A 25,954-nucleotide genomic window follows, 5' to 3' on the forward strand; every position below is an offset into this window, starting at 1 on the left:
CACAGGCATAAGCTGTAACCGACAAGAACGTATGCCATCGCCAAGATGCTGAACCAGAACAGAAAAACGATCATCCTTCAGACCTCAAGAATACGCGTCAGCAATGCGTCGGCGGTTTTTGTTATGTCAAAATCTTCCGCAACCCGTTCGCGGCCGCGTCGGCCCATGGCGCGGGCGGCGGGGTAATCCTCGCGCAGCCGCAAAAGGGCCGCGCGCAAAGCGTCCACATCATCAGGGGGGCACAGCAGGCCCGTGACGCCATCCTCAACCAGTTCGGGAATGCCCGACAGACGGGTGGTGATCACCGGCCGCGCAAGGCTCAACGCCTCCATTAGGACAACGGGGATCCCTTCGGACCGGCCACCTTCCCCCTCCCGCGAGGGGACGACGACCACATGGGCCTCCGCCATGGCTGCGCGCACCACGTCAGAGGATTGCGGGCCGTGAAAGGTGACGTTTTTCAGCGTCAGTGTGGCGGCCAGTTTGCGCAGGCTTGCATCCTGCGACCCACCACCGATGATATCGAGGGACCACTCAAATCCCTGCGGCAGATCGGACAAAGCCCGCAGCAAAACATCCACCCCCTTGCGCGGCAACAGCGCGCCCACAAAGACGATGCGCAACGGCTGTCCCGCCTGCAGGTCCGGCACTGGGACCTCTTGCGGCAAGCTGACACCGCAGCGTAACACGCAGATTTTGTCTGCGGGGAACCCGTCAATCCGCGCCAGAAAATCGCGATTGAAATGGGAAATCGCGCGGACAAAGGATGCCTCCGTCGCCTTGGTTACCAACAGTGATTGGGTCAGGAAAATATCGTGGGCATGGGCCGAGAAACTAAACGGCACCCCGGACAGCTTGGCCGCGACCCATGCGGCGGTGGCGGGGTAGCCTGCGAATTCCGCATGGATGTGATCAACCCCTTCACGGCGGCAATGCCGTGCTAGCGCCGTGGCCTTGGGAAAGAGGGCCAGCGTGGCCGCCAGCCGTTTCGGCTCCCGCCAGAACGCGGCCCCGATCTGCCCAAACAGGCCCAGCACGCGGTGCGGTGCCCGCAAGGTTTCAGCGGCCAAGGCAGCGGCACTGCGCCTGTCAAACCAGCCAAAGGTGAACCCTGCCTGCAGGATCGGCCGCGCGTGGGGGTGCACGACCTCAGCGTCACGGAACGGTTTGACGTGGAAGATGCCGACGCGATGCCCCTGTTCCTGATAATGCAGCGCATTGGACAGCACGAAGGTTTCCGTGACCTTCGGAAATTCACTTACGGTGATGAGGATGTGGGCCATGCCGCCTCCCGCAGTTTGCGCGTATTCAGCAGCCAAAGGGCACCCGACAGGGCCGGCAGGATCCACGTGTATTTGTTGTACTCATTGGGGACGAACACGCTGACGATGTAATAGGCGGCCATCCCATACGTCAGCGCCACGGCCAAGGCGCGCAGGTCCTCGTTGGCAGGCGTTCGGGCGACGCTGCGCGCCATGCGGAAAGCGGTGATGATCAACCCCGCAAAGAAGGTGAACCCGACCAGCCCGTATTCCACCGCCACAGACAGATACATGTTGTGCAACTGCCGCCCCCATAGGGTTCTACCCGGCAGATAGCGATAGTCCTGATGGGTGAAGACCTCTGCGAAATTGCCGGGGCCGATCCCGAAGATCGGGTTTTGCAACAGCTGGTCCATGCCGATGACATTGTAGGTCATGCGGCGGCCCAGCGTCCAATCCCCGCCGCCGCCCAAAAACACGTTCATAATCGACGCGATGCGTTCAAAATAGCTGGCGGGCACGAAGGGCAGCATGGCAATCGCCGCTGCAGCGCCCAGGATCGCAAAGGGCATGAACAAACGGTGCTTGCCATAGCGCACCGCCAGCGCGACCGCGATGATGGCATAGACCAAGGCCGCCGACCTGGCGAAGGACAGCACCACCGCCGCCGTGCCAAGCAGGGCGAAAGCCACCATGTAATGGCGCCACTTGGGGGACTCCACCGCATGAACCAGCGCGATGATCGTCCCGCAGAGCAACATCGTCGCAGCCGTTGTGGGATTATATTGCGACCCGCCCGATGAGCGATCGAACCCTTCGGCGGTGCGTGCCGTCGTCGCCGCTTCGCTGGTGGAGACCAAGGTGATCCCCAACATCGTATCCACAATCAGCAACACCGCCGAGATCGCCGATGTCAGCGCCAGGCACAAAATTCCGGCGGTGATCTGGCTTTGGCTGCGCAAAGACAAGATAATCAAGAACAACAATAGCTTGATGGTGCCCAACCGGCTGCCCCATTCAACGGCTACGGATTTGCTGTCGGCCAGCAAAATCGCGATCAACCAGGCGCAGGAAAACCCGAAGGCCCAAAGTGCGATGGGAGAAGCCAGGATCGCGCGAAACTGGGTGCGGTGTTTATGGGCAATCACGGCGATGCCGAAAATCGTGGCCGCGGTGATCAGCTTGAACCCTGAAATCGGGCTGACCGCAAAGATTTTGTCCGAAATCCCGTCAAGATAGGCAAAGAAGATCAGAAAGAACGCGCCCACTTCGGGACGCGCTGCCAGCGCCAGCCCGACGGCCATCACAACCGGCAGTGCAATCGCCACAACCGGATGGATCGCCAGCGCAAACACCAGCGTCATCAGCGCCGCAATCAGGCCAAGCCCGAGGCCAATCGCCAGCTCTGGCAACAGTGGTTTTGTGGGGGCGGGCCGCGCGGTCATGCGATATGACCATGCAGGAACGGAGAGGCCCGTTTGCGGCGCCGGTTGGCCACAAGCGTGATGGGCAACCACAACAGGTTGCCGGACGCGACCTCAAGCTTGGCCCGGAACACGAGCGTTTCGACCCACAGCGGGGCCGCGCCCGCGGCAAAGTCATTCACATGGGTCCGTGACAGAACGACGGGGTCCGTCACATTTCGGTTGTCGCCCCGACCGCCTGTAAACCGCTGAAAACCAGCCGCTTTCGCAGCCTTCAAGGCCGCTGGCGTGACGCGGTCAAAGGGCCAGCACAGATAGGTGATATCACGGCCCAGTAGGCCCGACAGATGGATGCGGGCCTGCTGTAACTGTGTGCGGACACGGGCGTGAAAGGCGGCTTCGTCCTCGACCGATCCATCCTGCACAATCCGGCCCGTTAAACTGGAATCATTGGCGGGCACATAGGGGGCGGCGGGCGGCGCGCCTTCGAACCAACGGGACTTGTTGCCAGGCATCAGCGACCACAGCCAGGCCGTCTCTGGCCCCCAGGCGCAGGCATCCGGCCTGTCGTGTCCCTGCCCCGCCACCGGCACACGCGCGTGGTCCTTGCCGTGGCAGCCGATTTCGAACAGCGGGTCTTCGTCGATGTGGCGCAATTCGGCCCCGTTCAGATAGCCTATGTCGCGCTCTTGGGTCCGCAGGCCGGTCGAAGGATCGATAAAATCGCTTGAGGCAAAGATCGTCGCGGGCAGTGCATGGTCGCGCAGCACAGGCACTGCGTGAATCAGCGTGTTCAAATAAGCATCATCGAAATGGAGAACCACCGCCCGGCGCGGCACAGGGCGATCCGTGCCCAGCAGTTGATCAGGCACAACGGTCCAGCCGCTGCGGGCCAGATGACCCATGTGACGGGCAAAGACCTCGGGCCGAACAGAGATATTGCGTGCCCAAGGCAGCCAGGACGCATCGGGCGACACCGAATGATAGACCATGATCGGCACGCCCCGCCGCCATGCCAATGAAACCACCGAGGCCGCGATCACAGCAGCGCCCCAAATAGCGGCCCCCGCTGCAAACAACACCAGCCCCAGCAGGACGCCCGCGCCTGCCAGCCCAACCCTCAGCGCACGAATTTTGCGCCGGTCTGCCATGTCAGGTTTTCCACAACATAAACAACGGGCTGCGGGGCGGGGCCGTGCCAAGCTGCATCACACCGGTGAAATCAAAATCGCTTTTCTGATCGGGATGCGTCACGACGATGACCTGACCTTCGGGCAACTCGTCCCAGTTCTTGATCGTGTGAATGGGCCCCACAGCCGAGACGCGAAAACTTTCATCGACGCCAGGCCGCGCAATAGAGCGTTTGATGACCTGAGCGATAAAATTGCGCACGTCGATCAGCTCTTCTTGATCCATGTAGCCGGTCAGGAACAGGTTCGGCTTGGTCCAGCCGGCCTCGACGCTCATTTTTTGGCCGAAATCCTCGATAAAGCGGCGCAGGCGGCGTGCGTTGCGGATGCGACGAAGGGGGCGCCAGATCGGCACCTTTCGCAGCCAGGCCGGATCGACCGTAGGCAGCGCGCGATTGCCCACCACCGCCGCAAGATCAGACCGGGTGCGAATGAACGACCCCAGGATGTCCTGCATCACGGCGACCACAAAAACCAGCAGGCCGCCAACGATCACTGCGGCGACCGTGTTGATGAAGACCTTGGGCGAACGGGGGTACACCGGCGGAACGGCGGGTGCGATCAGACGGATTTGGCGCGCTTGTGATCCGGTTGCCAGTTCGAAGCTTTGCAATTGCTGCCGCAGGGCGCGCAGATCCTCGCGTTTCACCGCGATCTCATCGCTCAGCGTGCGGATTTCCGTATCCCTCTCCACCAGGGTTTGCACCTCGCGGCTTTGTTCATCCAGAAAATCCTGCCGAAATTCGATCAGTTGCTGCAACTCTTCGATCTCACGGTCCAGGGTCTGCAGCGGCCCGCGCGAGTTCGAGGACGAATTGCCAATCTCCTCCAACAAAGTCGCCCGTTCGGCCTGTTTGGTGCGCAGGCGCAATTGGTCTTCCGCCAGAGACGACAGCCCTGCCTGAATAGTGGTCAACAATAGGGTCGATTGGCGTTCCACGTCCGAGATGTCGTTGACCAACCGGAAGGCATCACGGGCGGCGACAAGACGGCGCAACTCCTCGTCGCCCTGATCGACGCGCACACGCAACCCTTCGGCCGCGCGGTCTGCCTCTTGCAGAAATTCCTCACCGGCGATGTCTACGTAAGCGTTGGCGACCGCATTGGCGATGTCGGCGGCGGTACTGGGGAACTTATAGCTCGCCTCGACAAGCAGAATGTAAGAGCCTTCCACGGTTTCGATATTGAGGGACTCACGCAGATCATTCAGAAGCTGCACCCGTTCGGGCACTTCGCGGAATTCACCGTAGTTGATGCGGGTCCAGGTGCGCCAGATCCAGCCTTTGATCTGCCCGAGTAAGGAAACCTCAGGATCAAGCGGTTCGTCGGGCACATCCGCCAGCAAGGCATCCAGCGCGCGTTCCGCAACCGGACGGCTGAGCAAGCGTTCGATGTGCGTCTGGGTGATGATCGTGGCGGGGTTGAACTGACTTTGGCCTAAGAATTGACGGTTGAACAACAGCGCCTCTTCGGAGGGCTGCATGTTCATCGTTACGGAGGCCGTGTAGGTCGGGCTGGTCTTGAGCAGCACAAACGACAGGCACAAAACCACAACGCCCGACACCACAGCCCCGATCAAAATCCGGAGCCGGTACAAAGACAACAGTTCAAAATAGTGCGACAGCATAATTATTCATCCAAAACGGCAAGACGTTGGGAAAGCCCGGATCCGGCGATCACAACACCATCTTCGGGGCAAAATTGCGGCAAATTGCGCAGATCCCCTGCAGAGGTGCGCTGGTCTTGTGCATTTGTCACACACAGCGCGGGTGCATCCGCGCCGCAGGCAAGGGCGAGGGCGCCGTGGCCGCGCCCGTGGGTGGCGATGCAGACCCGGTCCGATCCGGTTCGCAAGACAAAGGCATCCGCACCCAACCGCGTGACTTCGGTCCGGTCGTCAATCAGGCGGGCCAACAAACGGTAGGCGTGCACGCCCGGCTTTTCGCGCTCTTGGCGGTCATACAACTGCACGCGGCGGTTGCCATAGGTCGCAGTGATCCCTTCACCCAGGCCGAACCACAGGCAAAACGAAGCACCTGCAGCCAGTGTTTCAAGGTTGCGTTCCAAGACTGCCGCATAATGGGCCTGCCCGCTGTATTGGCCGCCGTAATCCAGCGACGGGCCACCGCATTCGCTGGACAGCACCGGCCGACGCGAAAGCTGCCGCATGTAGGCCAGACGGGCCCCATCACGGCTCTCGGGACCATAAAGATGCACATCGGCCATGTCATAGCGGGCACGCGTGATGATCTGTTTGAACCGGTTTTCGATCAGATCGCGGATGACCGGATTGTCCAAGTCGCGGGGATCAAAAACGGTTTGTGATCTGGCCGACCAGGATTGGCGCACCTCAAACCGGGCAAGTCCGGCATCCAGCAGGGCGATATCCATGTTGAAGGCCGCAATGCCGCCCAACACAAAGACTGCACGACGGTCGGCGGATTTCACAGCGTCATGGGCTGTGTTGATATAGGTCAAAAGCTCTGCGTGGGTGCCCGCCCAACCGCCTGACCTGTTGGTCGGGCTCATGAATTCGTTGGCCGCCTGATAGTAGCGCACGGGACGGCGCAGCCTTGGCATGTCACCCTGTCCGTCTCCGTCGTAACGTTCAACCACCGTGGCCACGAATTGTGCCCATTCGGCCATGTCATTCGGGGTCGCGTTCTTAACAGGTTGGCCCTGCTGCGTGGCCCAGTCCGCGGTGCTTTCAAAGGTGATGAAGGCGTCAATCCCCAGATCGCCCAGGGCCCGCACGCGGCGATCCAGGCCTGAAAAATTCCACTGGCCCCGCTGCGGCGAAATCCGGCCCCAGTTCGCAGTGACCCGCACCACGCCCAGACCCGCCTGCGACATCAGCGGGTAAAACTGCGGGTCCGCCCCCGGAAACGCGAGGCCAAGGCGGGCATTGGGCCGCGCCTGCAAGGACCACAGCGCGTCCCCGTCCAAAGGTTGCGCCCGCACCCCAAAGGGCAGTGCCAGCACCAGCACCATACAAATCCATAACACCTTTATCATGTCCGCCCTTTCACGCGATTGCGCATCCGGCGCAGGATCCGCGCCTGGGCGATGATGTGATGCAGCACAGGGCGCAGGGGCTTTGTCATCAAGGGGGGCAGTTTGACGATCTGCGGCCCGAACCCGCGTTTGAACGCCCCACGGGTCTTCATGCCTGCGTCGCTTTCCCGGTCCTCATCCGGGAAGCCCACCATATCGAAAGAGGTGGCTCCCGTGGATTTGGCGGACAGGATACTGTCCCACATCAGCTGATAGGCCCGCGGCACGGTCACCTGTGACGATGTGGTCAGCAACATGTTGAACCCGCGCGCGCCCTCCATGTAATTGACTGCCGCGCCAAACACTTTGCCCTCCACCTCCGTCACTAGAATGGATCCTCGATCGGGGTAGGCGGACAGGAAATCGTAATGGGCCGTGAAATCATGCTGACTGTCGAGGGTGAGGCCCGTCTCAACGCTCATCGCGGCCATGATCTGGTTGGCCAGCTCTGCCTCTGCACGGGTGGCCATGGGCCTGCAGGTGACGCCCGCCTTGGCTGATTTGCGCAGGTGGCGGCGGCCCGTTTGGGTCATGGCGGCCATCATGTCATCGGTGGTCTGTGTACAGTCGATCAGTGCGGTCGCCGTTGGGAAATTCTGCAAGCCCTCCGGCACTGGTGCAAAGCCAAGAGGAGCTAAAACGTCAGGGATTTCGGCACCCTGTTGACCGGTCCAATGGGGGTTCACGGTCAAACTGACGACACCCCGCCCACGCAGCGCCTGCGACAACACCTGCAAAACGGCAGGCAATTCCTCAAGTGTGGCCGTCACCGGCCCGCGATGGATCGCGGCGACCTTGAGGCCCGCAACCACGGCTGTCAGCCGCAGTACCCCGGCGGACACAAGGCGCTCTTGATCGCGCACCAGAAAATACAAATAGGTCTGCCGCGCCGTTGGCGGGTTCAGCAGCGGCCAGTCCAGCGATTGGTGGATGCTTTGCGACACGCAGCCGGACATGAACCGGCGCGCCTCAGCGCGGGCCGCCTCGTCCAAGGCCTCCAGGATATCGACCTGTAGCGGGTTCATTTTGCTCCTACATGCCAGCGGCGCGTGGCGGCTTGCGCTTCAGTTCTGCGGTTCTTTAAACAATTTCCGGCAGTTAGCCTATCGTAATCCCTCAAACCACTGTAATTAACCTTGCAAGTTGCAGCCCGCAATTCGCGCGGCGCCGGACACAACCGCAATTAGACTGGACCCACAGTGACCAAAGGCCTTTCCGACATATCGCTGGGCGCCCATGTCCGGGAAGATATCTGGGGACAGCACATCAAGACGTTTACAGATGGTTAAGACTGTCTCAACCGCGCTCAGTGTCACACGGGTGCTGGCCTTGCGGCTTGTGGGCATAGTCCTAAGCTTTGCCGCCACCTTCGGGGTGGCGTTCCTGTTCGGTGCAACCACGGCCACCGACGCCTTTTTCCTGGTGCGGCGGACCATCGGCAGCTGGACGCTGTTGGCCGATTCCTTCAGCGAGGCAATTTTCGTCCCCGATCTGGTTGCCAAAGGACGTGAGACATCGTTGCGGCACGTGTTGGATGGCACCTTGCGACTGGAGCGGCGGTTTCTGGCGGTGGGTCTGGTGTTTGCCGTTCTTTTGTTGGTTTTCCCGCAGTTCATCGTGGGCCTGATCGCACCTGGTCTTGATCCCGCGACGGGCAAGAAAGCCGCACAGTTCTTTGCCATTGTTGCCATCTCCCTGCCGCTGATCCTATCCACCAGTCTGATTGGCGCCACGCTGCAATCCTTGCGGCTGTTTTCCCTGCCCGTGGCGGCCCGGCTTTTGCCGCGCGTGTTGATCCTGCTGGCGCTTCTGACCGTGCCGTTCGGGGGCGGGATCTCTTGGGTGGTGGTCGGTCTGTTGGTCGGTCATGTGCTGACCGCGGTCGTGATCTACCGCGCCCGCAGCAAGCTTATGCGCGAGGCTGAATTGACCGAGGCTGTCGCAGATACGGCCCCCAATCCGGCCCGCTTTGCCGATACTCGAAACCGTGTCATCGCCACGATCGCGCTCAGCCTGTATTTCCTGTTGTCCACCTTGTCCGAAAGCTATTTCGCCTCCTTCCTCGCGGTCGGCACGATCACCGCGCTCAGTCTCGGCCAACGCATCAGCACCATTGCCACGGTGGAGGTGGTCAAATCCATCCTGTCGGTCAATTACACAGACTTCTCCGAGCTGGCCGTCGCATCCCCCACGCCCGCCCAAGCCGAGGCCCTGCGCGCATCCATCGCGCAGGCCATCCGGCTGGCGCTCTTCTGCGTGGCCCCCCTTGCGCTGGGGTTGGCAGCCCTCAGCGAGCCGGTGTCGCTGGTCTTGCTGGCCAACGGAAATTTCGCCCCCGACAGCGCCCTGCTGGTGGCCAGCTTTATCGTCTATTTCTCAATCTCGACGGTGGTGAACACGCCTGCCTCCATCTTGGACGCCGTGATCTTGTCATCACGTGCGCAACCCATCGCACGCCACTATGTGATCACCAGTGCGGTCGCGCTCAGCATACGGATCGCAATCTGTATGCTGCTGTTGCCTGTCATGGGGGTGGCTGCCATTGGTTTGGCGGCCATTGCAGGCCCCCTGGTCTTTTTGGTGTTCAACGCCGTGCGGGTCCGCGGGATCGTGGGGCCTGTGCTTGATCCGGACCAGACCCGGCATCTGGCTGTCATTTTTGTGGCTGCCATCCTGGCCAGTGCGCTGTCTTATGCGGGCTACTCGACCCTTTTTGCCGGGGCGGACACCCTGTGGGCGATTGTTGGGCTGGGGCTTGGCTTCGGCGCCCTCGGGTTGGTTTATATGGCGCTTTGCGCCGCGTTCCGTCTGCCCGAGGCCTTGGCCATTTTGCGAAAACTGGGCCTTAGTCCTTCGGTCGCTCGCCCAGAATAAACCGTCGGCCCGTGCCCTTCTTGCGGCGCAGACCGTAAGCCCGTTGCAAAGCCGCCAATCGCCGTTCCGCCTGCGCCAACATCCGCGTCAGTCCAGGACGGGTTGAGATGCGGATGCGCTGATAACTGGTGTCCCTATCCCCATAGGACCGCGTGAAATGGGTCGCACGTAGAAAGTCATATGTCGTGATCCCACGCTGTTGATTGAGGCGGGACGCCTCTTCATGGACCAAACGCCCGACCCCCATTTTGGCATAACTGTCGTCATAATCAGAAATGAGACCGTAAGCCGTTCCAGTTGCAAACAGATCAAGACAAGAACTCACCGCGACGCCTTCGTGATAGAGGACGAGACAGCTCATCGCACCGCTGGGGCCGAATGTCGCGAAAAGCTCCTCAATAAAGCGACGATGGGTGTCATCGCTGCCGATGTCCGTGCCGCCGATGGCCTTCCATGACCTCTCGGAGATGCTGAACATATCCTCCAGCCCGTCGTCATCCAGCGTTTCGACAACACGAAATTCAAACGCATCCTGTGCCAGTTTCTTTTGGTTGCGACGGATGCCCTTGCGCATCGACGCCCCCCGCCGGGCCAGATAATCGTCCCAATCGCCCGACAGATCGGCGATGCTGGTGGTGATTTCATCGCGGCTGTGTACCCAGGCGCCCGCCGTCCGTGCGGCGTCACAAAACACGCCCAACGCGGGGTTGTCCTGCATCGGGGTCAGGTCAAAATAGGCGACGCCCTCAAGGTTTGCCGCAGCTTTGAACACAGCCCGGAAAGCGTCCTCAAATCCGGGGCGGGCCAGAAGATCGTGAAACCCGGTGCGATCTGGGGCCAGCATGGTCAGGTGGGCGGGGCGAAAGCGTTTGAACTTGCCAATGGGCGCCCGCCGGATCGCAAAGGGTGCCACGGCCACCAACTGACCCGCATTCCAAACGGTGATGACAACCGGCGTCACATCCGGTTCCAGATAAACCTTCAGCCAAGCCTGTTGCCAGCCCACATGGGAAAACGGGGATCCATTGGCTGCCGTGTGCAACTCGGTCCATTCGGTCGCGATCTCATTGATCTCTGCCAGAGACTTTAAAACTTTGACGTCCGTCATGACTTGGCTCTCCTCCGTCAAAACAAGCACCTCAGCGCTTGGTGGTTTTGCGCGGGGGATGTCCGCGGAACGCGGTCATACGGGACCAGTGAAAGCCAAAGATCTTGAACAGATCCACCGCCTGTCCGGTTTCGAGAAATTTGTTCATCTTGTAGAACCTCACCAGAGGGCGATTTTCGGTGTCGCACATAGCATGAATATGCGTGATCCCGCGATGCGTCTTGAGCCAGCGAAACACCTCCATCATCAGGATCTTCGCCCCCGGCCCCTTGCGCGCTTCGGGTGCGACGAAAAAGCCGAAACAATACCCCTCATCCGGTGCAAGGCGAAACCAACGCCGAAAGTGGTTGGTGTCATAAAAATCGACCAGCGCCGTCACCAGAAACCCGACAATGGCGCCCTCTTTGGACAAGGTATGCACAACACATCCCCGTTGCACATAACCGACAAGAGAGGGGGCGGCTTTGGGAAAATCCTGGCGAAGCTGTGTGACGGCCGGATCATCCACCGCCGTGATGGCATGCACATGATAAGGAGTGCCCTCGTCATAAGGCTCTGACTTGATGTCATTGAAATCACGCCGAAACTGCATGTCATGGGTGGCGCGATAGACGTAGACGGTCCACGCCTTTTTGGCCGTGCCCCACAGCCCGCGTGCGCGCAAGCTCTCGACCATCTTCTGCATCTTGTCCTCCCTCAACGCGCCTGACCGGCTTGCGTCATACAGATTGCCCCATCTGAATCACGAACCATCAGCGCAGGACCGCTTTTCCCTGCCTGCCCGAATTGGTCAAGTCAGCGCCACGCGCAATCGCGTAAATCCTTGGGTGTCGTGGGACAAATGTATCATCGGACATTGGCAAAATGGCATAATGGCGAGCCGTGGAGGACTCGAACCCCCGACCTGAGAATTAGAAGTTCCCTGCTCTAATCCAGCTGAGCTAACGGCCCGCACGCTGTCCTCATAACGGGGCTAGGGCTTGGGGTGCAAGAGGCCTCAGCATTGGCTGTCTTATTCATGGCCACCCAAAGCCCCTCAGGCTTCAACGCTGATTAGCCCCGATAGCCCAGAAAGCCCCTGCGTCGGCGTCACGCCAAAAACGGTGGCAGCTGTCCGTGTCAGATGTGAGGCGTCCGAAAAGCCAGCGGCAAGTCCGGCATTCCCGATGCCCTCCCCCCGCAGGGCAAGCTGCGTGGCCCGCACCATCGCTGCCCAGATTTTGAATTTCCGAAACGTTTGGCCCGTGGTGTCCTTGAAATGCCGCAAGGCCAACGTGCGCTCTATTCCGATCGCATGGGCCAGATCGGTTTGTGACATGCGACGCAAGGGATCGTCATAGATCTGGCGGATCAGCTGCATCACGCTTTGATCAGGCGGCACCGTGTCCCCGTTCAGCCTGTTTCGAAAGGACGTGATGCGCACGCGGTCCGCCGTCTTGAACGCATCGGGAAGGCCGTGCCACTCCCCATCCAAAGACGCAAAATCATTGCTGCCTTCCAGACGCAGCCCATCGAAATAGACGATATCCGCGCCGCCATCACGGACGGTGACGCAATGCGGCACGCCGGGCCGGATGCACTCCGCGTTTGCCTCGATGTCCGTGGTTTGGCCACTGACACGAACGGGGGCGCGGCGGCCAAGGATGATGCACGGCATCAGGTTTTCATGCATTGCAAGATCACCCGGCTGAAAGGCGAAAAGATGATTGCGGAAATGAATACTCTGCATGATCGCGGGCTTTGTTACGGACACTGTGGTTCGTGGAACACCCTAGCAGCCCGCAAGCATTGCGTCTTTGGGAAGGAGGAGGGCCTGCCAAAAAGTTGCACGTTTCTTCAATGCGAAATCGCCTTCAGGTTGGAAGCATCCCCACCGAACGCATGTGCACCGCCATTTAAGCGGCGCGATATGCCTGCGTTTTCAACACAGGGGCAAAGGCCATGGTCAATCCGTCAAGGCTATCTGGATTTGAAGATCCGATCCACATGGGGGTGTCCCTGTCGAGACCTGTTTACGTCAGCAAGACCGGCACAAAGCCCCTGATCATTCTGCATGAGCTGCCCGGCATGTCGCCATCCTTTCTTGATTTTTGCTGCCGGATGGCCGGTGAGGGTTTTAAGGTGTACATGCCTCTCCTCTACATGACGCCTGGCACTGAAATGGGGGCCGCGCGTATGTTGGGATTTTGCCTTTCAAGAGAGTTTCGCGCCCTTTTTGCCGCTGATCCGGCCACGAAGGCCCGCCCCATTTCCATGTGGCTGCGCGAGTTGGCCGTTGAAGTCGCGGCGCAAAATGGGGGTGCGAAGACGGGCGTGATCGGTATGTGCATGACGGGAGGATTTGCCATAGCGGCCATAGCGGAACCCAGTGTGAAAGCCGTCGTCTCCTGCCAACCGTCCGCTCCCTTTTTCACCGGAATCGAAACGTTGGGCCTGTCGGATCGTGAACGGGCGGATGTTCGAAATGGTCTTTCAGGCAAAGCCATGCCTTGCGTGAAAGCCTATCGGTATCAGCGCGATCATCTGTGCCGAAGCACGCATCTGGAGGCCGCGGCTGAGATTTTGGGGTCGTATTTCGAAAGACATCCAGATTTGCCGGGCAAGGGCCACGCCACGCTCACGACCAACAGCGCAAGCGACGCAGTGTACCGCGATGCGCTGGCGTTCCTTCGGGAGCGACTTTGACACCCCCCTCCCCGGTCACCATCCCCCGGTCCCCATCCCCTGGGCCCCGCCCCCTCCCGACACCATCCGCACGTTTCTTCAATGCCGCGCTGCTTTCTTGTGGCAAGCACGCCCGCAACCGGTGGTCGCAATCACCGTTCATCATTGGGGGGGAAAAACATGAAACGACTTGCAAAAAAACTTGGCATAGCGGTCTCGGGGCTGGCTGTGGTGCTGGCAATCGCTTGGATCTTTGCGCCACTCCCCACCGCGCGGCTGCTGATCCAGATCAACAACACCTCCGCAGGTCTTGAGGCGAAAACGGTCTCAACCCCTGTTGGCGATATTCACTACCTTGAGGGCGGCACGGGCGAGACCGTTCTGCTGTTGCACGGCATCTATGCCCGCAAGGAGCACTGGATTGAGATGACGCGCCCTTTGGTTGATGACTATCACGTGATCCTCCTTGATCTGCCGGGGTTTGGGGACAACGCCAAACTGCCGGCTGACGACTATGCGCTTGGCATCCAAGCGGCCAATCTGACCGCCGTCCTGGATGCGCTTGATCTTGACGCCGTTCATATTGGCGCGAACTCCATGGGGGCATATGTGGCAAGCCTTTTGGCAACGGATGCGCCGGACCGTGTCCTGAGCCTTGCCTACATCGGCAGCCCATTGGGCGTGCCCACATCTGTGCCCAGCGACATGGACACCGCCCGCGCAGCGGGCGATTTGCCCCTTGTGGTCCAATCGGAAGCGGATTTTGCCGAACGCAACGCATGGCTTTCGCCCGACATTCCTTATGTTCCCGGTCCCATCCTGACGCTTTGGATGCAGGCAGAGGTCGCGACAGCCGACCACAATCTGGAGATTTGGGATGTTGTGCATCACCAGTCACAACCACCAACCGTGCTGGACCTCGCCCCGACCTTGCCGATGCCCGCCCTTGTCGTATGGTGCACCCCTGACCGCATCTTCCATGTGAGCGGCGCCGAACCCTTGGTTGCGGCACTGCCGCAGGGTGAACTTCGGGTGATGGACGGGTGCGGGCACCTGCCCATGTTGGATCAGCCGCGCGCGACGGCTGACATCTATCTCGACTTCCTACGCGCCGTGGACCCGACATAAAGAACAGGCGTCCAAACACGCGCCAGCAGTTGGGGCCACCACCTTTCATCACGCGAATCCGGCTTCATTTTACGGAAAGTGACCCATGACCGCCTTGAACGTCCGGCTCTTTTATTGGGCTGTAACTGTCCTCGTGATCTCTGGGGTCGGTGTGCCCGCTGTGATCGCGTCACTGCGACCCGATTACACGTGGTACGGCAATTATATCAGTGAATTGGGCGCGAAAGATGCGCCATTTGCGGCGTTCATCAACGGGTTTGGGTTCCTGCCCGTCGCCCTGTCCAGCGCGATTGCACTTTACGGCCTTTGCGCACGTCTGACAGGGTTCCGACTTGCGCAATTCGCCCTTGGCCTTTGGTCGTTCGGCCTATCCGCTGGATACCTGTTCGCCGTCCTTTTCCCATGTGATTTCGGCTGCCCCCTTGAAGGCAGTGTCCGGCAATTCATCCATAACCTGTCGGGCTTTGTGGCATATCTATCGGGAACCTTCGGGCTTATTCTGCTGGCCATGGGCCTTGCGAATAAGGTGTCGCCGCAAACTCGGGCGGCCATACTCTGCGTCGCGATGTGCAGCGGCATCGGTTTTTTCATGATGCTCAGCCCCGAACAGGCAGATTTGCGTGGCTTTTGGCAAAGGTTGGCTGATTACACCATGTTCGCACTCATCCTACACCTTAGTCTGGTCTTGCCGTCCCCGGCCTAGCACAAGGACGCGTCTGTCCCCCAGGACACTCATCGCGGCATGGGACATGAGCGGCCTTAGTGGGTCCAGGCACCGCGGCGGTTCGTGGCAAAGTTCTCGCCGTAGCCGCCTGCGCGGATGTTTGCGCGACGCTTGTTGGGGTCCTGCACGACGGCCTCAATCCCATTGGCCTCAGCGTAGTCCATGGCCGCTTCTTTGCTGTCGAAGGTCATTTTGACCTGCGTTTGCGTATCGCTCGATGATGTCCACCCCATCAGCGGGTCCACTTCCCGAGCAGAGGTTTGCGCAAATTCCAGAACCCAACCTTTGGTCTTTGCCACACCCGAAGACATGGCAGTTTTGGCTGGCTGATAGATACGTGCACGCATGGCGGTCTCCCTTGGCTGGGGGCTATATCGTGGATTCCGGTGTGTCGCGCAAGAGGGCAGCGCGTGCCCAACGGGGTGAAATGGTCGCATTTGAACGCAGGCGCCCGCGCCGCGCTGACAGACTGCTGACACCCCGCTGTCAGCAGCCCCCCTTGAACATCCGCCCCCCCGTGTCACATATCGTGCATGCCTTACGCTCATTCCGATAAATCCGAGACGCCAACCTACCTCGCCAATCCGGCAGAGGACGTGCGCACGCGCGAAAAAATGGAAGGCGGCATCCAGTTCAAACTGAACACAGAATTTGAACCCGCAGGCGACCAACCCACCGCGATCAAGGAACTCAGCGCAGGTGTGTTGGACGGCGAACAGAACCAAGTGTTGTTGGGGGCCACGGGCACCGGCAAGACCTTCACCATGGCAAAAGTGATCGAGGAAACCCAACGCCCCGCCATCATCCTTGCGCCCAACAAAACCCTCGCTGCGCAGTTATATGGCGAATTCAAAGGCTTCTTTCCCGACAACGCCGTCGAATATTTCGTCAGCTACTACGACTACTACCAACCCGAGGCCTACGTCGCGCGGTCCGACACCTACATTGAGAAAGAATCCCAGATCAACGAACAGATCGACCGCATGCGCCATTCGGCCACGCGGGCGCTCTTGGAACGGGACGATGTGATCATCGTGGCGTCCGTGTCGTGCATCTACGGCATCGGGAGCGTGGAAACCTACGGCGCGATGACCCAGGACATCCACGCAGGCAACGACTACGATCAACGTCAAATCATCGCGGATCTGATCGCCCAGCAATACCGCCGCAACGACCACGCCTTTCAGCGCGGCACCTTTCGCGTGCGCGGCGACAGCCTTGAGATCTGGCCCGCCCACCTGGACGACCGCGCGTGGAAGCTGTCGTTTTTCGGGGAAGAACTGGAAAGCATCACCGAATTCGACCCGCTGACCGGTGAAAAAGCGCAGTCGATGGACAAGGTCCGCATCTACGCGAACTCCCACTACGTCACGCCGAAACCCACGATGCAGCAGGCCATCATCGGCATCAAAAAAGAACTGCGGATGCGGCTGGATCAACTTGTCGCTGAGGGGAAATTGCTTGAGGCCCAGCGCCTGGAACAGCGCACGAATTTCGACCTTGAGATGTTGGAGGCGACAGGCGTCTGCAACGGGATCGAAAACTACTCGCGTTATCTGACAGGGCGCGCACCGGGGGAACCGCCCCCCACCCTGTTCGAATTCATCCCCGACCACGCCATTGTTTTCGCAGACGAATCCCACGTCTCCGTCCCACAGATCGGCGGCATGTACAAAGGCGACTACCGGCGCAAATTCACGCTGGCCGAACACGGTTTCCGCCTGCCCAGCTGCATGGACAACCGCCCCCTCAAGTTTGAGGAATGGGACGCCATGCGCCCCCAGTCCGTCTTCGTCTCCGCCACGCCCGCGTCGTGGGAGTTGGACCAGACGGGCGGTGTCTTCACCGAACAGATCATCCGCCCCACGGGCCTTCTGGACCCCGTGATCGAAATCCGCCCCGTGGAGACACAGGTGGACGACGTGATGGACGAAATCCGGCGCGTGTCACAGGACGGCTTCCGCACGCTGGTCACGACGCTGACCAAACGCATGGCCGAGGATCTGACAGAATACCTGCACGAAAACGGCATCCGCGTGCGCTACATGCACAGCGACATCGACACCATCGAACGCATTGAAATCCTGCGCGATTTGCGGCTGGGCGCGTTTGACGTGCTGATCGGCATCAACCTGTTGCGCGAAGGTTTGGACATCCCCGAATGCGGGCTGGTGGCCATTTTGGACGCCGACAAAGAAGGCTTCTTGCGGTCTGAAACCTCGTTGATCCAGACCATTGGCCGCGCCGCCCGAAACGCCGATGGCCGCGTGATCATGTATGCCGACAAGATCACCGGTTCGATGGAACGGGCCATGGGCGAAACCGAACGCCGCCGTGCCAAACAGATCGCCTACAACGAGGAACACGGCATCACGCCCGAGACGGTCAAAAAGAACGTCGAAGATATTCTGGCCGGTCTTTACAAAGGCGACGTGGACATGAACCGCGTCACCGCCACGGTCGAAAACCCAGGCGCCAATATGCAGGCAGTTCTTGAAGGGCTGCGCACCGACATGCGCAAGGCCGCCGAGAACCTCGAATTCGAAGAGGCCGCCCGCCTGCGCGACGAAGTCAAACGCCTAGAGACCGTGGACCTCGTCGTCTCCGACGACCCCCTGGCGCGCCAGCAGGCCGTCGACAAGGCCGTGTCAGAAGCCAACAAAATGACAGGCCGCTCCACCGCAGGCCGGCCGGGGCAGCGCGGTGGTGTGAAGCCGCGGAAGAAACGGGGCGGATAATCCCCTCGGTGTTCAAAGGAAAAGATTGTCAGACGAATTTCCTTTTGGCAGCCTTCCCTTAAAGGGTGCCAAGAAGGGGCGGCCGCGCCATGTCCAACGTGATTTCACTGATCGCCAGCTATGCGGCCTTTTTCGGCCTGCTTGATGCGATGCTGCACAAACCTGTGCGCGAAAAGGTATCTTGGTATCTTTTTGGGTTCGAGGGAACCGATTTTCCAAAGATGGAGCAGGCGCTTGTCGGGGGACTTGTGTCCTTTGCCCTGCCCGACAATCTGTGGCTCAGGCCGATCCGGTTATGGATGTTGTCCGCCATTTCTTTTGTCGGTGCGTTAGCAATGTTTTCAATTATTCTCGGCGGAGTGCCAAATCTGCCCAATGGAGAGAATACCAACCTTGTTCATAAGGCTATTTCTACCCTTGGTCTTGCTGTCACCCTATCGATTGTGGCGGCATTTAGCATGCCTTTGGACCTGATGAGCACACTGATCACCCGCCAAATTTTTTGCAAAAAGCAACGAGCATGGGAAATATATCCTCTTTGTATCTTGCTGGACATTGTTCTGTCACTGTTCTTGTGGTTCGGCTTTATGGCGCTGCTCTCTAGTTTGGGGTTTCTTGATGCGCCAGCACGCCCTGAAGGCGCCCCGCCTGTTCAAATGCACAACTTTGCCGCCGCCGCACCAGAGCTGGGCATAAAAGGTATGCTGGTTCTGGGGATCGGCCTTGGGATTTCATCGATGTTCTTACTGACCCTTGTGCAAAGCATTGCATTCTTTGTGGGCGGTCTTGCGCGCGTCGCCTCCAAGATGTTGCGCGTCAATCAATGGTTGGCGTTGAACTCCAACATTCACCAATTCCCCTTTACCTTTCTAGGTATCTTGCTCGGTGCGGTGGTGTTAGCCGTGCGGTCCATACACGGCTAAACCTCAGAATTAACACAATATTAACAATATCTTACCCGCGCATAAGATTACCCCTAAAACCCCACCCCCTATTCCGCCCACCAGATTTTTTCGGAACATTCGGCATCATATCCTTGTTCATTTCCCAGACATCCAACGTTTGGAGAGAGAAAATGGAATATGGAATTTTGGGTCTTCTGATCCTGATCGCGAACATCTACGCCATCGTGCAAATCATCGGATCCGGCGCCACGACCGGCGCCAAAGTGCTTTGGACGCTACTGATCCTGATCCTGCCAGTCGTCGGCTTGATCGTGTGGTTTTTCGCGGGTCCACGCGGCTCCACCACAGTGGCCTAAATCACCCTGCAGGCAGCCCCGCATGTGCCAATGTGGGGCTGTCGCACGTCCCCTATTCGACCGGGCCACCGTTTTCGGCCCAGTCCTTAAAACCGCCCGCATTGCGGACGTCCTCAAATCCCAATTTCTTCAACGTCTCTCCGGCCAAGGCCGCTCGCCCTCCGGCGGCGCAGTAGATCACGACGGTCTTTGCATCACCCAGCTCCGCCGTCTGCCATTCCAGAACGCCGCGCGGGATGGCCACCGCGCCCGCGACCTTCCCACCGGCAAGCTCTGCGGGTTCTCTGACATCCAGAAAAACAACGCCGTCTTGCCCGTGCAGGGCGCGTGCGTCACCGTGTGAGATACGCGGCACTTCGGTTGAAGCAGCGGCAACCATATCATTGGGGGTCTGTGTCATTGCGGTCTCCTTTGTGATCAGACTAGCCAAAACCAAACAGACTGCTACCTCTATTTCATGACCCTTCGTGCGCCCCTCATTCTGATTGCCGCAATGGCCCCGACGATGGGCCAAGCCTGGTCGTTCTCACCCGATCCCATCTGCACCTTGACCCATCAGGCAGACGCGGCGGAAATCGCGATCACCTATGACGACAGCTTACCGGAGTACGCCTTGTTCATCACCCTAAGGCAGGGTGAATGGCCCGCGTCGGCGTCGTTTGAAATGACATTTCAGGGCGGCATCCCCGTCACCATCGGCACCACGCGCCACGTGATCAGCGCAGATGGCGCCACGCTCAGCGTGCGGGATCGCGGTTTCGGGAATGTTCTCGACGGGATTGAATTCAACGCAGGCCTTGCCGCACTGGCGGGGGGCGCAAGGGTGACCGCGGATACACGTGATGCGGCCGAGGCAGTGCAAGCCTTCCGCGCCTGCCCCGCAGACATCCCCGCGCTGTCCTAGTCGCTTGTCGCTGTCCGTATTTGCCGCCACCATAGTCCCATGACCAATCCGATCCGCCCCACCGATGACGACGCCCGATCCTTGGCCACATCGCTGTTGCACGGCGCGCGACATGCGGCCTTGGGCGTCCTGACACCCGACGCCAGCCCGATGGTGACCCGTGTCGCGTGTGGCTGGATTGATGGCGCGATGCGCCTTCTGGTCTCTGACCTGTCCGCTCATTCGAAGGCGCTGAAAGACAGGCCCATCTGTTCCCTTCTGGTGGGGGAGCCTGGGGACAAAGGCGATCCACTGACTCACCCCCGGCTGACATTGCAGTGCAAGACCGTGATGGCAGATAAGGGCGCCCTAAGGGCACCGTGGCTGTCATTGCATCCTAAATCAAAGCTCTACATCGATTTTACCGACTTCCATTTCCTGACCCTTATCGTCTCCGAAGCCCATCTGAATGGTGGCTTTGGAAAAGCCTTTCATCTAACCCCCGAAGACCTGACCTAATAAAGGGGCGCCCCGAAGGACGCCCCAATCCAGTTATACCGCCGGATTGTCCATCCGAACGGAGAACCGCACCTGCCCACGGACAGGTTCCGGCCAGACAACATAGAACTGCGTATCATCGGCGCCCTGTTCCTGCGACGTATAGGGATTGGCAAACACAGCATCACCAGACGCATTGCGCACCGCGAAAACAGGTACAATCGAATCCAAAACCCGGGCTTGGCCGCCAAAGGGCAAGTAACCAGCGGTGTCCACCACCCATGTCTGATCTTCGGTCGCTTGCGTGTGAACGTCGATGTAGGGGTTGCGGGTCTGCTGTTCGATGCCGTGGAACGAATTGCCTTGAAAAATCACATTGCGCGCACGGTCGTGATTGAGCTCAGCAAAGGTCGTGTCCACATCCTCAACCCGTTCGATATCAACACCGAAGGTCCGGAAAATATTGCCCTGAACGTTCATACCGTTGATGTAATGGCCCGGCCCGTATGGCTTGATCACGATCCAACGGAACGCCGGTGTCGCATCAATGCACATGAAGATGTTGTTGGTGATCGACAACCCGCTGAAGGAAAAACCGGACACCTCAGGCGATGCGTCATGTTCATTCGTCCATTCTACGAAATTGTTGTCGATGTAGTTGCCGGTCACCGTCGTAATCGGGCTTGGATTGGTCAGGATCAAACCGCCCAATCGCACGCCTGCGACCTCATCATCGCCGTTGAACCAGTGGTTGCCGGAAATGATGTTGCCAGACCCGTTCATGATCCCGAAATGACGGAACCGTGCAGACCGGTTGTTGCGGATTTTGACATCGTTTTTGTTGGTGTTGAAACACAGCGACTTGCGCAGCTGCGTCGGGATTGGGCTTTCGGCGGATTCAAAATTGCACCGGTCCACCATCATCCCCTGACACGCCTCCCCATGGGATGTGATCCCACGGTCTTTGGGTTTGTTGAACCAGCAATCGCGGAACTGAATGATCAATCCACGCTCTGGCAACAAAACGGCGCTGGCCGCCGAATTGCAGCGGAATTCAAGGTGGTCAAAGATCAAGTCAGAGATCTTTTCAAAGCCGCTGAAGTCGAGAATGTACTTAAAGCGGGTGAACGTATATTGCTGCGTGCCCTGCGCATCAAACAGCTGATTGCTCAGATAAACGCGGCTGCCCGACACATCGACGGATTTGACATAAACCTCACGCCCCACACCATTGCCAGTGATCAAGGATCCGGGCTGGATCGCCGCCACATTGGTCACATTCGTCAGGACCAGCGGATCGCTATTGGCATAGGTCGCTTGCGCCGTGACCACCTCGTCGTCCCACGCGGTTCCCGGGATCGCCTCAAGCTGGCCGTTGCGGATGGCGCGCCGTGTCGCGAATTCCGGGCGGTTGTTGACGGCCGCGTGCATATCGATCGGCGCGCTGACCGCGATGCGACGTCCACCCAGATCAAGGGACTCGTGATCGGAGAAGTTCAACAAGGCCTGAAACCCTTTGCGGAACGCGATCTCTTCGGTGGTGAACGCATCTGCATAGGTTTCAAAATCAAAGTTCTTCTGGAAGATCAGGCGGTGCTCTTCGCCCATAATGACCTTGCCCTCAAACCGGACCTGACTTTGGAATGTCACATGGTCGCCAAGAAAATAGGTGCCCGCCGTCACCACTACCTCACGCCCATTGGCGTCGCGGTCTGCGGCCTCAAAGGCTGCGGCATCATCGGTGACACCATCCCCCACGGCGCCATAATCGCGCACGTCAACGATGCCCAACATGTCGCGCAAAAACGCGCTCGTGATGTCCTCAATCTCGATATCATCGACACGGACAACGGCCCCGTTTGGCCCGGTCAAATCCAGACCGATGTGCCCGTAATTGGCATCCGCCCAGACCATATCGACGCCGTTGCGTTGGCCCGTCCCGATGATCGCCGTAACCTCAAACACCTGGCCGTAAGCCGTCAACGCAACCGACGGCCCCGTCGTTGTTACACCCGTCAGTTCGGACCCGCCCGCTTGCCCAGGCCAACCCGCAATGCGCACGCTTGGCAGCGCACCCGACAGGCACTTTACCCGCGCCGTCACTTTCAGATAGCAACCGGGCAGGATCGTCGTTTCGCCCATGTAGCGCAGCTGCTGCACGCTGTTGCTTTTGACGATTTCGAGCGCACCGGCAAAATCCTGATCCGCAGGCACGAACGCCCCGCCACCCGCACCGGCATAGGTATCAGACCCCGGAGTGCCATCGCCGCTGGACCATACATCCAATCCATCCACAAATGGCGGCGGCATCAGGTCCAGACCGTCGGTGATTACCTTGTTCATCGCAAAACCCCTTCTTTACGGGGTCACGCCATGCAACCCCCAAGCCCATGGCCGCCCGAGACGGGGCGACCTTCGACAAAAGGGGTAAATCGGATCAGTAAATGAGGTCTGAGGCCACCGTCACGGTGCCCCGCCCTCGTGCGCAACAGTCACGACACAATGTCGGGCGCGGGGATCACTTGAACGCCGTTGATCTGCCATCCGTCGGTGGTTTCAACCATCTGATAATCAAGGATATAAAACAGCCCATCCGGCCCTTGGATCTGGACCTCCTGTCGGGTCACCTGCCCCATGTCGGTTCGGTCCAGAAACCGCACATCGGAATTGTCCCACACCATCGGATAGCCATTTCGAACCATATTTCCAAAGTTGTCCGGCGTGCCAAAAATGCCTTTGATCAAAGGGCTCGCATACTGCCACGCCCCGGCTACATCGCGGTCATTGAACGCCTGCAGCTGCTGGGTGATCACCCCCTCGATCGAGGTTTCCTGCGCATAGGCCACCAGTGGGGTGACCGCCAAACCTGCTGCCAAAATCCAAGATTTCATCGCCGTCTCCTTCGCATATCCTGTGAAAGATACGCGAAGGATCGGCGAATGGTTTCAAATGGGCAGGCTCAGGCCAACTCGCCCCGCGCGCCGGCCTCGATCAGCGCGATGCTTTCTTCGCGCCCGTAAAGGGCAATAAACCCGCCGAACCGAGGGCCCTGCTTGGCGCCTAACAGCACCTCATAGAGGGTCGAGAACCACGCCCGCAGCGGATCAAACCCATGCACTTTGCCAACCGCAAACACGATGGATTGCAGGAACTCATCATTGCCCCAATCCACGGCGGGGGCCTCTGCGTCCTTGCCCTCTTTGGCGTTCTTCTCAGCGATGATGGCCAACGCCGCCTCATCGGATTTCAACGCATCAGCCAATGCCGTCAGCGCCGCAACCTCGTGGGCCTCGGGTGCGCGGAATTCCTTCGTGGGCTCCACAAAATCCTTGTAGTACCGCACGGCATGGGCTGCGGCGGCGTCCAGATCAGGGTTCGACTCCGGCGACGCCGCAGGCGCGTAACGGTTGATAAAGCCCCACAGCTTGTCTTTGTCCTCAGCTTGGCTGACAGAGGCGAGGTTCAGCAACATCGCAAACGGCACAACCATGGTTGAGGCAGGCACGTCCGCCCCGTGGATGTGAAACACAGGGTTGTTCGCCTGCTGGTCCGGCGTCTGGCCCGGGTAGGCCCGCAGCTGCTGGTGGTATTCATCCACCGCCTTGGGGATCACATCGAAATGCATCCGCTTCGCCGTCTTTGGCTTTTGGTACATGAAATAAGACAAGGATTCCGTGGCCGCATAGGTCAGCCATTCATCAATCGACACGCCATTACCGCTCGTCTTTGAAATCTTGTGGCCCTGATCGTCTAGGAACAGCTCATAGGTGAAATGCTCTGGCTTTTTGCCGCCCAGAATCTCACAAATCCGGTCGTAAATTGGCGTGTTGGTGCTGTGGTCCTTGCCGTACATCTCAAAATCCACGCCAAGCGACGCCCAGCGCGCGCCAAAGTCCGGCTTCCACTGCAGTTTCACGTTGCCCCCCGTGACGGGCACCGTCCACTCCCGGCCCGTCTCATCATCAAACGTGACCGTGCCTTCGCGCGCGTCGACGTTCTTCATCGGCACATACATGATCCGCCCGCTTTCAGGATGTTTGGGCAAAAAGATCGAATAGGTCGCACGCCGCTCTTCACGCAAAGACTTCAGCATCACGGCCATCACATCATCGTAACGGTCCGCCGCCCGCAATAGCACCTCATCAAACTGGCCGCTCTCGTAATAGTCCTTGGCGGAGATGAATTCATATTCAAACCCAAACGTATCCAGAAACCGCCGCAACATGGCGTTGTTGTGGTGGCCAAAGCTTTCGTATGTGTCGAAGGGGTCCGGCACCTCTGTCAGCGGCAGCTGCAAATACTGTTGCAACCGCTCAGGGTTCGGGACATTGCCCGGCACCTTGCGCATCCCGTCCAGATCGTCCGAAAAACAAATCAGCCGTGTGGGAATATCGGAAATCACCTCAAACGCGCGGCGCACCATCGTGGTGCGCGACACTTCCCCAAACGTCCCGATATGCGGCAAGCCTGATGGGCCATAGCCCGTTTCAAACAACACATGATCCTTACCCGACCGTTCCACCCGTTTCAACAACCGGCGCGCCTCTTCGAAAGGCCAAGCCTTTGAGGTCATCGCAGCATCACGCAAAGCAGTCATGTCAGGTTCCAATCTATTCGTTTTCGCGCCCCATAGGCGGGACGTCGCTGCACCTATTGCAGTGCAGCATCCGCGTCAATAAATGGGTAAGGAACACGAAAGGTCCAGCATATGTCCGAAACGCCCTCTCTCACCTCTCAAGACGCACTCTGCGCCGTCATGATCGCAGTCTCCGCCAGCGATGAGGAAATCCGGACAGCCGAGTTGGTGAAAATCACCAATATCATCAACAACCTGCCCGTCTTTGCCAATTACGACGCGGATCATGTCCCGCGCATTTCCCAAACGGTGTTTGATCTTTTTGATCAAGAAGACGGGCTGGATGCGCTCTTTGGCCTCATCCGCGATGCCCTGCCGGAACGTCTGAATGAAACCGCCTATGCGCTGGCCTGTGACGTGGCCGCAGCAGACGGGGACATTCGCCAGTCTGAACTGCGTTTGCTCGAAGAACTGCGGTACGAGCTTGAGATTGACCGCCTGCATGCGGCCGCCATCGAACGGGGTGCGCGCGCGCGGCACATGGTGCTTTAACAGATCAACACATCCGTC

The 25,954-nt window shown here is 59.3% G+C and carries 24 protein-coding genes and 1 tRNA gene; 10 read left to right on the forward strand and 15 right to left on the reverse strand.

Annotated features, from left to right (window positions below):
* Positions 1-77 precede the first annotated feature (77 nt).
* Genes PSJ8397_RS11790 through PSJ8397_RS11815 form a run of 6 tightly spaced genes read right to left on the reverse strand, consistent with a single transcriptional unit; the run spans position 78 to position 7,955 of the window.
* On the reverse strand, positions 78-1,283 hold the full coding sequence (locus PSJ8397_RS11790; protein WP_085864792.1) for a glycosyltransferase family 4 protein: 1,206 nt from the start codon (positions 1,281-1,283) through the stop codon (positions 78-80).
* Entirely contained in the window at positions 1,259-2,707 is a 1,449-nt protein-coding gene (locus tag PSJ8397_RS11795; RefSeq protein ID WP_085864793.1) for an O-antigen ligase family protein, read from the reverse strand. The genes PSJ8397_RS11790 and PSJ8397_RS11795 overlap by 25 nt, the downstream gene beginning before the upstream one ends.
* Positions 2,704-3,837 carry a polysaccharide deacetylase family protein gene (locus tag PSJ8397_RS11800; RefSeq protein WP_085864794.1) on the reverse strand — a complete coding sequence of 378 codons (1,134 nt, stop codon included), beginning with the start codon at positions 3,835-3,837 and terminating at the stop codon, positions 2,704-2,706. The genes PSJ8397_RS11795 and PSJ8397_RS11800 overlap by 4 nt, the downstream gene beginning before the upstream one ends.
* Position 3,838: 1 nt before the next feature.
* On the reverse strand, positions 3,839-5,503 hold the full coding sequence (locus PSJ8397_RS11805) for a GumC family protein (RefSeq protein ID WP_085864795.1): 1,665 nt from the start codon (positions 5,501-5,503) through the stop codon (positions 3,839-3,841).
* Between the two features lie 2 nt (positions 5,504-5,505).
* Positions 5,506-6,891: an alpha-amylase family protein gene (locus tag PSJ8397_RS11810; RefSeq protein WP_143515452.1), complete on the reverse strand. Its 1,386-nt coding sequence runs from the start codon at positions 6,889-6,891 to the stop codon at positions 5,506-5,508.
* A complete protein-coding gene (locus PSJ8397_RS11815) occupies positions 6,888-7,955 on the reverse strand; it encodes a lipid II:glycine glycyltransferase FemX (protein WP_085864797.1) in 1,068 nt (355 codons plus the stop codon). The genes PSJ8397_RS11810 and PSJ8397_RS11815 overlap by 4 nt, the downstream gene beginning before the upstream one ends.
* 256 nt (positions 7,956-8,211) lie before the next feature.
* Between PSJ8397_RS11815 and PSJ8397_RS11820 the strand changes: the two genes are divergently transcribed.
* Positions 8,212-9,804, forward strand: a complete 1,593-nt coding sequence (locus tag PSJ8397_RS11820; protein WP_159453140.1) for a lipid II flippase MurJ — start codon at positions 8,212-8,214, stop codon at positions 9,802-9,804.
* Here the strand turns inward: PSJ8397_RS11820 and PSJ8397_RS11825 are convergent.
* The 4 genes from PSJ8397_RS11825 to PSJ8397_RS11840 form a co-directional block, all read right to left on the reverse strand.
* Positions 9,776-10,912 (reverse strand): GNAT family N-acetyltransferase, encoded by a 1,137-nt coding sequence (locus tag PSJ8397_RS11825; protein ID WP_085864799.1) that lies wholly within the window; start codon positions 10,910-10,912, stop codon positions 9,776-9,778. The two genes, PSJ8397_RS11820 and PSJ8397_RS11825, sit on opposite strands and share 29 nt — an antisense overlap.
* A 31-nt stretch (positions 10,913-10,943) precedes the next feature.
* Positions 10,944-11,597, reverse strand: a complete 654-nt coding sequence (locus PSJ8397_RS11830) for a GNAT family N-acetyltransferase (RefSeq protein ID WP_085864800.1) — start codon at positions 11,595-11,597, stop codon at positions 10,944-10,946.
* 188 nt (positions 11,598-11,785) lie between these two features.
* Positions 11,786-11,863 (reverse strand) — tRNA-Arg (locus PSJ8397_RS11835).
* Between the two features lie 85 nt (positions 11,864-11,948).
* Positions 11,949-12,641 carry an AraC family transcriptional regulator gene (locus PSJ8397_RS11840; protein WP_085864801.1) on the reverse strand — a complete coding sequence of 231 codons (693 nt, stop codon included), beginning with the start codon at positions 12,639-12,641 and terminating at the stop codon, positions 11,949-11,951.
* Positions 12,642-12,898: 257 nt separating this feature from the next.
* On the opposite strand from PSJ8397_RS11840, the gene PSJ8397_RS11845 reads away from it, so the two are divergent.
* From PSJ8397_RS11845 to PSJ8397_RS11855, 3 genes are all read left to right on the forward strand, one after another.
* Positions 12,899-13,597 (forward strand): dienelactone hydrolase family protein, encoded by a 699-nt coding sequence (locus tag PSJ8397_RS11845; RefSeq protein ID WP_159453141.1) that lies wholly within the window; start codon positions 12,899-12,901, stop codon positions 13,595-13,597.
* Positions 13,598-13,756: 159 nt separating this feature from the next.
* On the forward strand, positions 13,757-14,704 hold the full coding sequence (locus tag PSJ8397_RS11850) for an alpha/beta fold hydrolase (protein WP_159453142.1): 948 nt from the start codon (positions 13,757-13,759) through the stop codon (positions 14,702-14,704).
* Between the two features lie 85 nt (positions 14,705-14,789).
* Complete coding sequence (locus tag PSJ8397_RS11855; RefSeq protein ID WP_085864804.1) at positions 14,790-15,407, forward strand: DUF998 domain-containing protein; 618 nt, start codon at positions 14,790-14,792, stop codon at positions 15,405-15,407.
* A 56-nt stretch (positions 15,408-15,463) separates the two neighbouring features.
* Here the strand turns inward: PSJ8397_RS11855 and PSJ8397_RS11860 are convergent, their stop codons facing one another.
* The gene (locus PSJ8397_RS11860) at positions 15,464-15,775 is read right to left on the reverse strand and encodes an ETC complex I subunit (RefSeq protein ID WP_085864805.1); all 312 of its coding nucleotides are present in this window, start codon (positions 15,773-15,775) and stop codon (positions 15,464-15,466) included.
* A 186-nt stretch (positions 15,776-15,961) separates the two neighbouring features.
* Here PSJ8397_RS11860 and uvrB point away from each other — a divergent pair, with 186 nt between their 5' ends.
* From uvrB to PSJ8397_RS11875, 3 genes are all read left to right on the forward strand, one after another.
* On the forward strand, positions 15,962-18,166 hold the full coding sequence (uvrB, locus tag PSJ8397_RS11865; RefSeq protein ID WP_085864806.1) for an excinuclease ABC subunit UvrB: 2,205 nt from the start codon (positions 15,962-15,964) through the stop codon (positions 18,164-18,166).
* An 89-nt stretch (positions 18,167-18,255) separates the two neighbouring features.
* Entirely contained in the window at positions 18,256-19,089 is an 834-nt protein-coding gene (locus tag PSJ8397_RS11870) for a hypothetical protein (RefSeq protein WP_085864807.1), read from the forward strand.
* 152 nt (positions 19,090-19,241) lie between these two features.
* Entirely contained in the window at positions 19,242-19,427 is a 186-nt protein-coding gene (locus PSJ8397_RS11875) for a PLDc N-terminal domain-containing protein (RefSeq protein WP_085864808.1), read from the forward strand.
* Positions 19,428-19,479: 52 nt separating this feature from the next.
* Here PSJ8397_RS11875 and PSJ8397_RS11880 read toward each other — a convergent pair whose 3' ends face one another.
* Positions 19,480-19,827 carry a rhodanese-like domain-containing protein gene (locus tag PSJ8397_RS11880; RefSeq protein WP_085864809.1) on the reverse strand — a complete coding sequence of 116 codons (348 nt, stop codon included), beginning with the start codon at positions 19,825-19,827 and terminating at the stop codon, positions 19,480-19,482.
* 57 nt (positions 19,828-19,884) lie between these two features.
* On the opposite strand from PSJ8397_RS11880, the gene PSJ8397_RS11885 reads away from it, so the two are divergent.
* Positions 19,885-20,331, forward strand: a complete 447-nt coding sequence (locus PSJ8397_RS11885; RefSeq protein WP_085864810.1) for a hypothetical protein — start codon at positions 19,885-19,887, stop codon at positions 20,329-20,331.
* 39 nt (positions 20,332-20,370) lie between these two features.
* Positions 20,371-20,829: a HugZ family pyridoxamine 5'-phosphate oxidase gene (locus tag PSJ8397_RS11890; protein WP_085864811.1), complete on the forward strand. Its 459-nt coding sequence runs from the start codon at positions 20,371-20,373 to the stop codon at positions 20,827-20,829.
* A gap of 33 nt (positions 20,830-20,862) precedes the next feature.
* Here PSJ8397_RS11890 and PSJ8397_RS11895 read toward each other — a convergent pair whose 3' ends face one another.
* The 3 genes from PSJ8397_RS11895 to PSJ8397_RS11905 all read right to left on the reverse strand — a co-directional run bounded on the left by PSJ8397_RS11895 (position 20,863) and on the right by PSJ8397_RS11905 (position 25,405).
* Positions 20,863-23,151, reverse strand: coding sequence for a glycosyl hydrolase family 28-related protein (locus tag PSJ8397_RS11895; RefSeq protein WP_085864812.1), 2,289 nt, complete (start codon positions 23,149-23,151; stop codon positions 20,863-20,865).
* Between the two features lie 149 nt (positions 23,152-23,300).
* Positions 23,301-23,699: a DUF4864 domain-containing protein gene (locus PSJ8397_RS11900; RefSeq protein ID WP_085864813.1), complete on the reverse strand. Its 399-nt coding sequence runs from the start codon at positions 23,697-23,699 to the stop codon at positions 23,301-23,303.
* 68 nt (positions 23,700-23,767) lie between these two features.
* Entirely contained in the window at positions 23,768-25,405 is a 1,638-nt protein-coding gene (locus tag PSJ8397_RS11905; protein WP_085864895.1) for a lysine--tRNA ligase, read from the reverse strand.
* A 111-nt stretch (positions 25,406-25,516) separates the two neighbouring features.
* Here PSJ8397_RS11905 and PSJ8397_RS11910 point away from each other — a divergent pair, with 111 nt between their 5' ends.
* The gene (locus tag PSJ8397_RS11910; protein WP_085864814.1) at positions 25,517-25,936 is read left to right on the forward strand and encodes a tellurite resistance TerB family protein; all 420 of its coding nucleotides are present in this window, start codon (positions 25,517-25,519) and stop codon (positions 25,934-25,936) included.
* Positions 25,937-25,954 lie beyond the last annotated feature (18 nt).

The sequence above is a fragment of the Pseudooctadecabacter jejudonensis genome (assembly GCF_900172275.1).
In the GTDB taxonomy this organism is placed as follows: domain Bacteria; phylum Pseudomonadota; class Alphaproteobacteria; order Rhodobacterales; family Rhodobacteraceae; genus Octadecabacter; species Octadecabacter jejudonensis.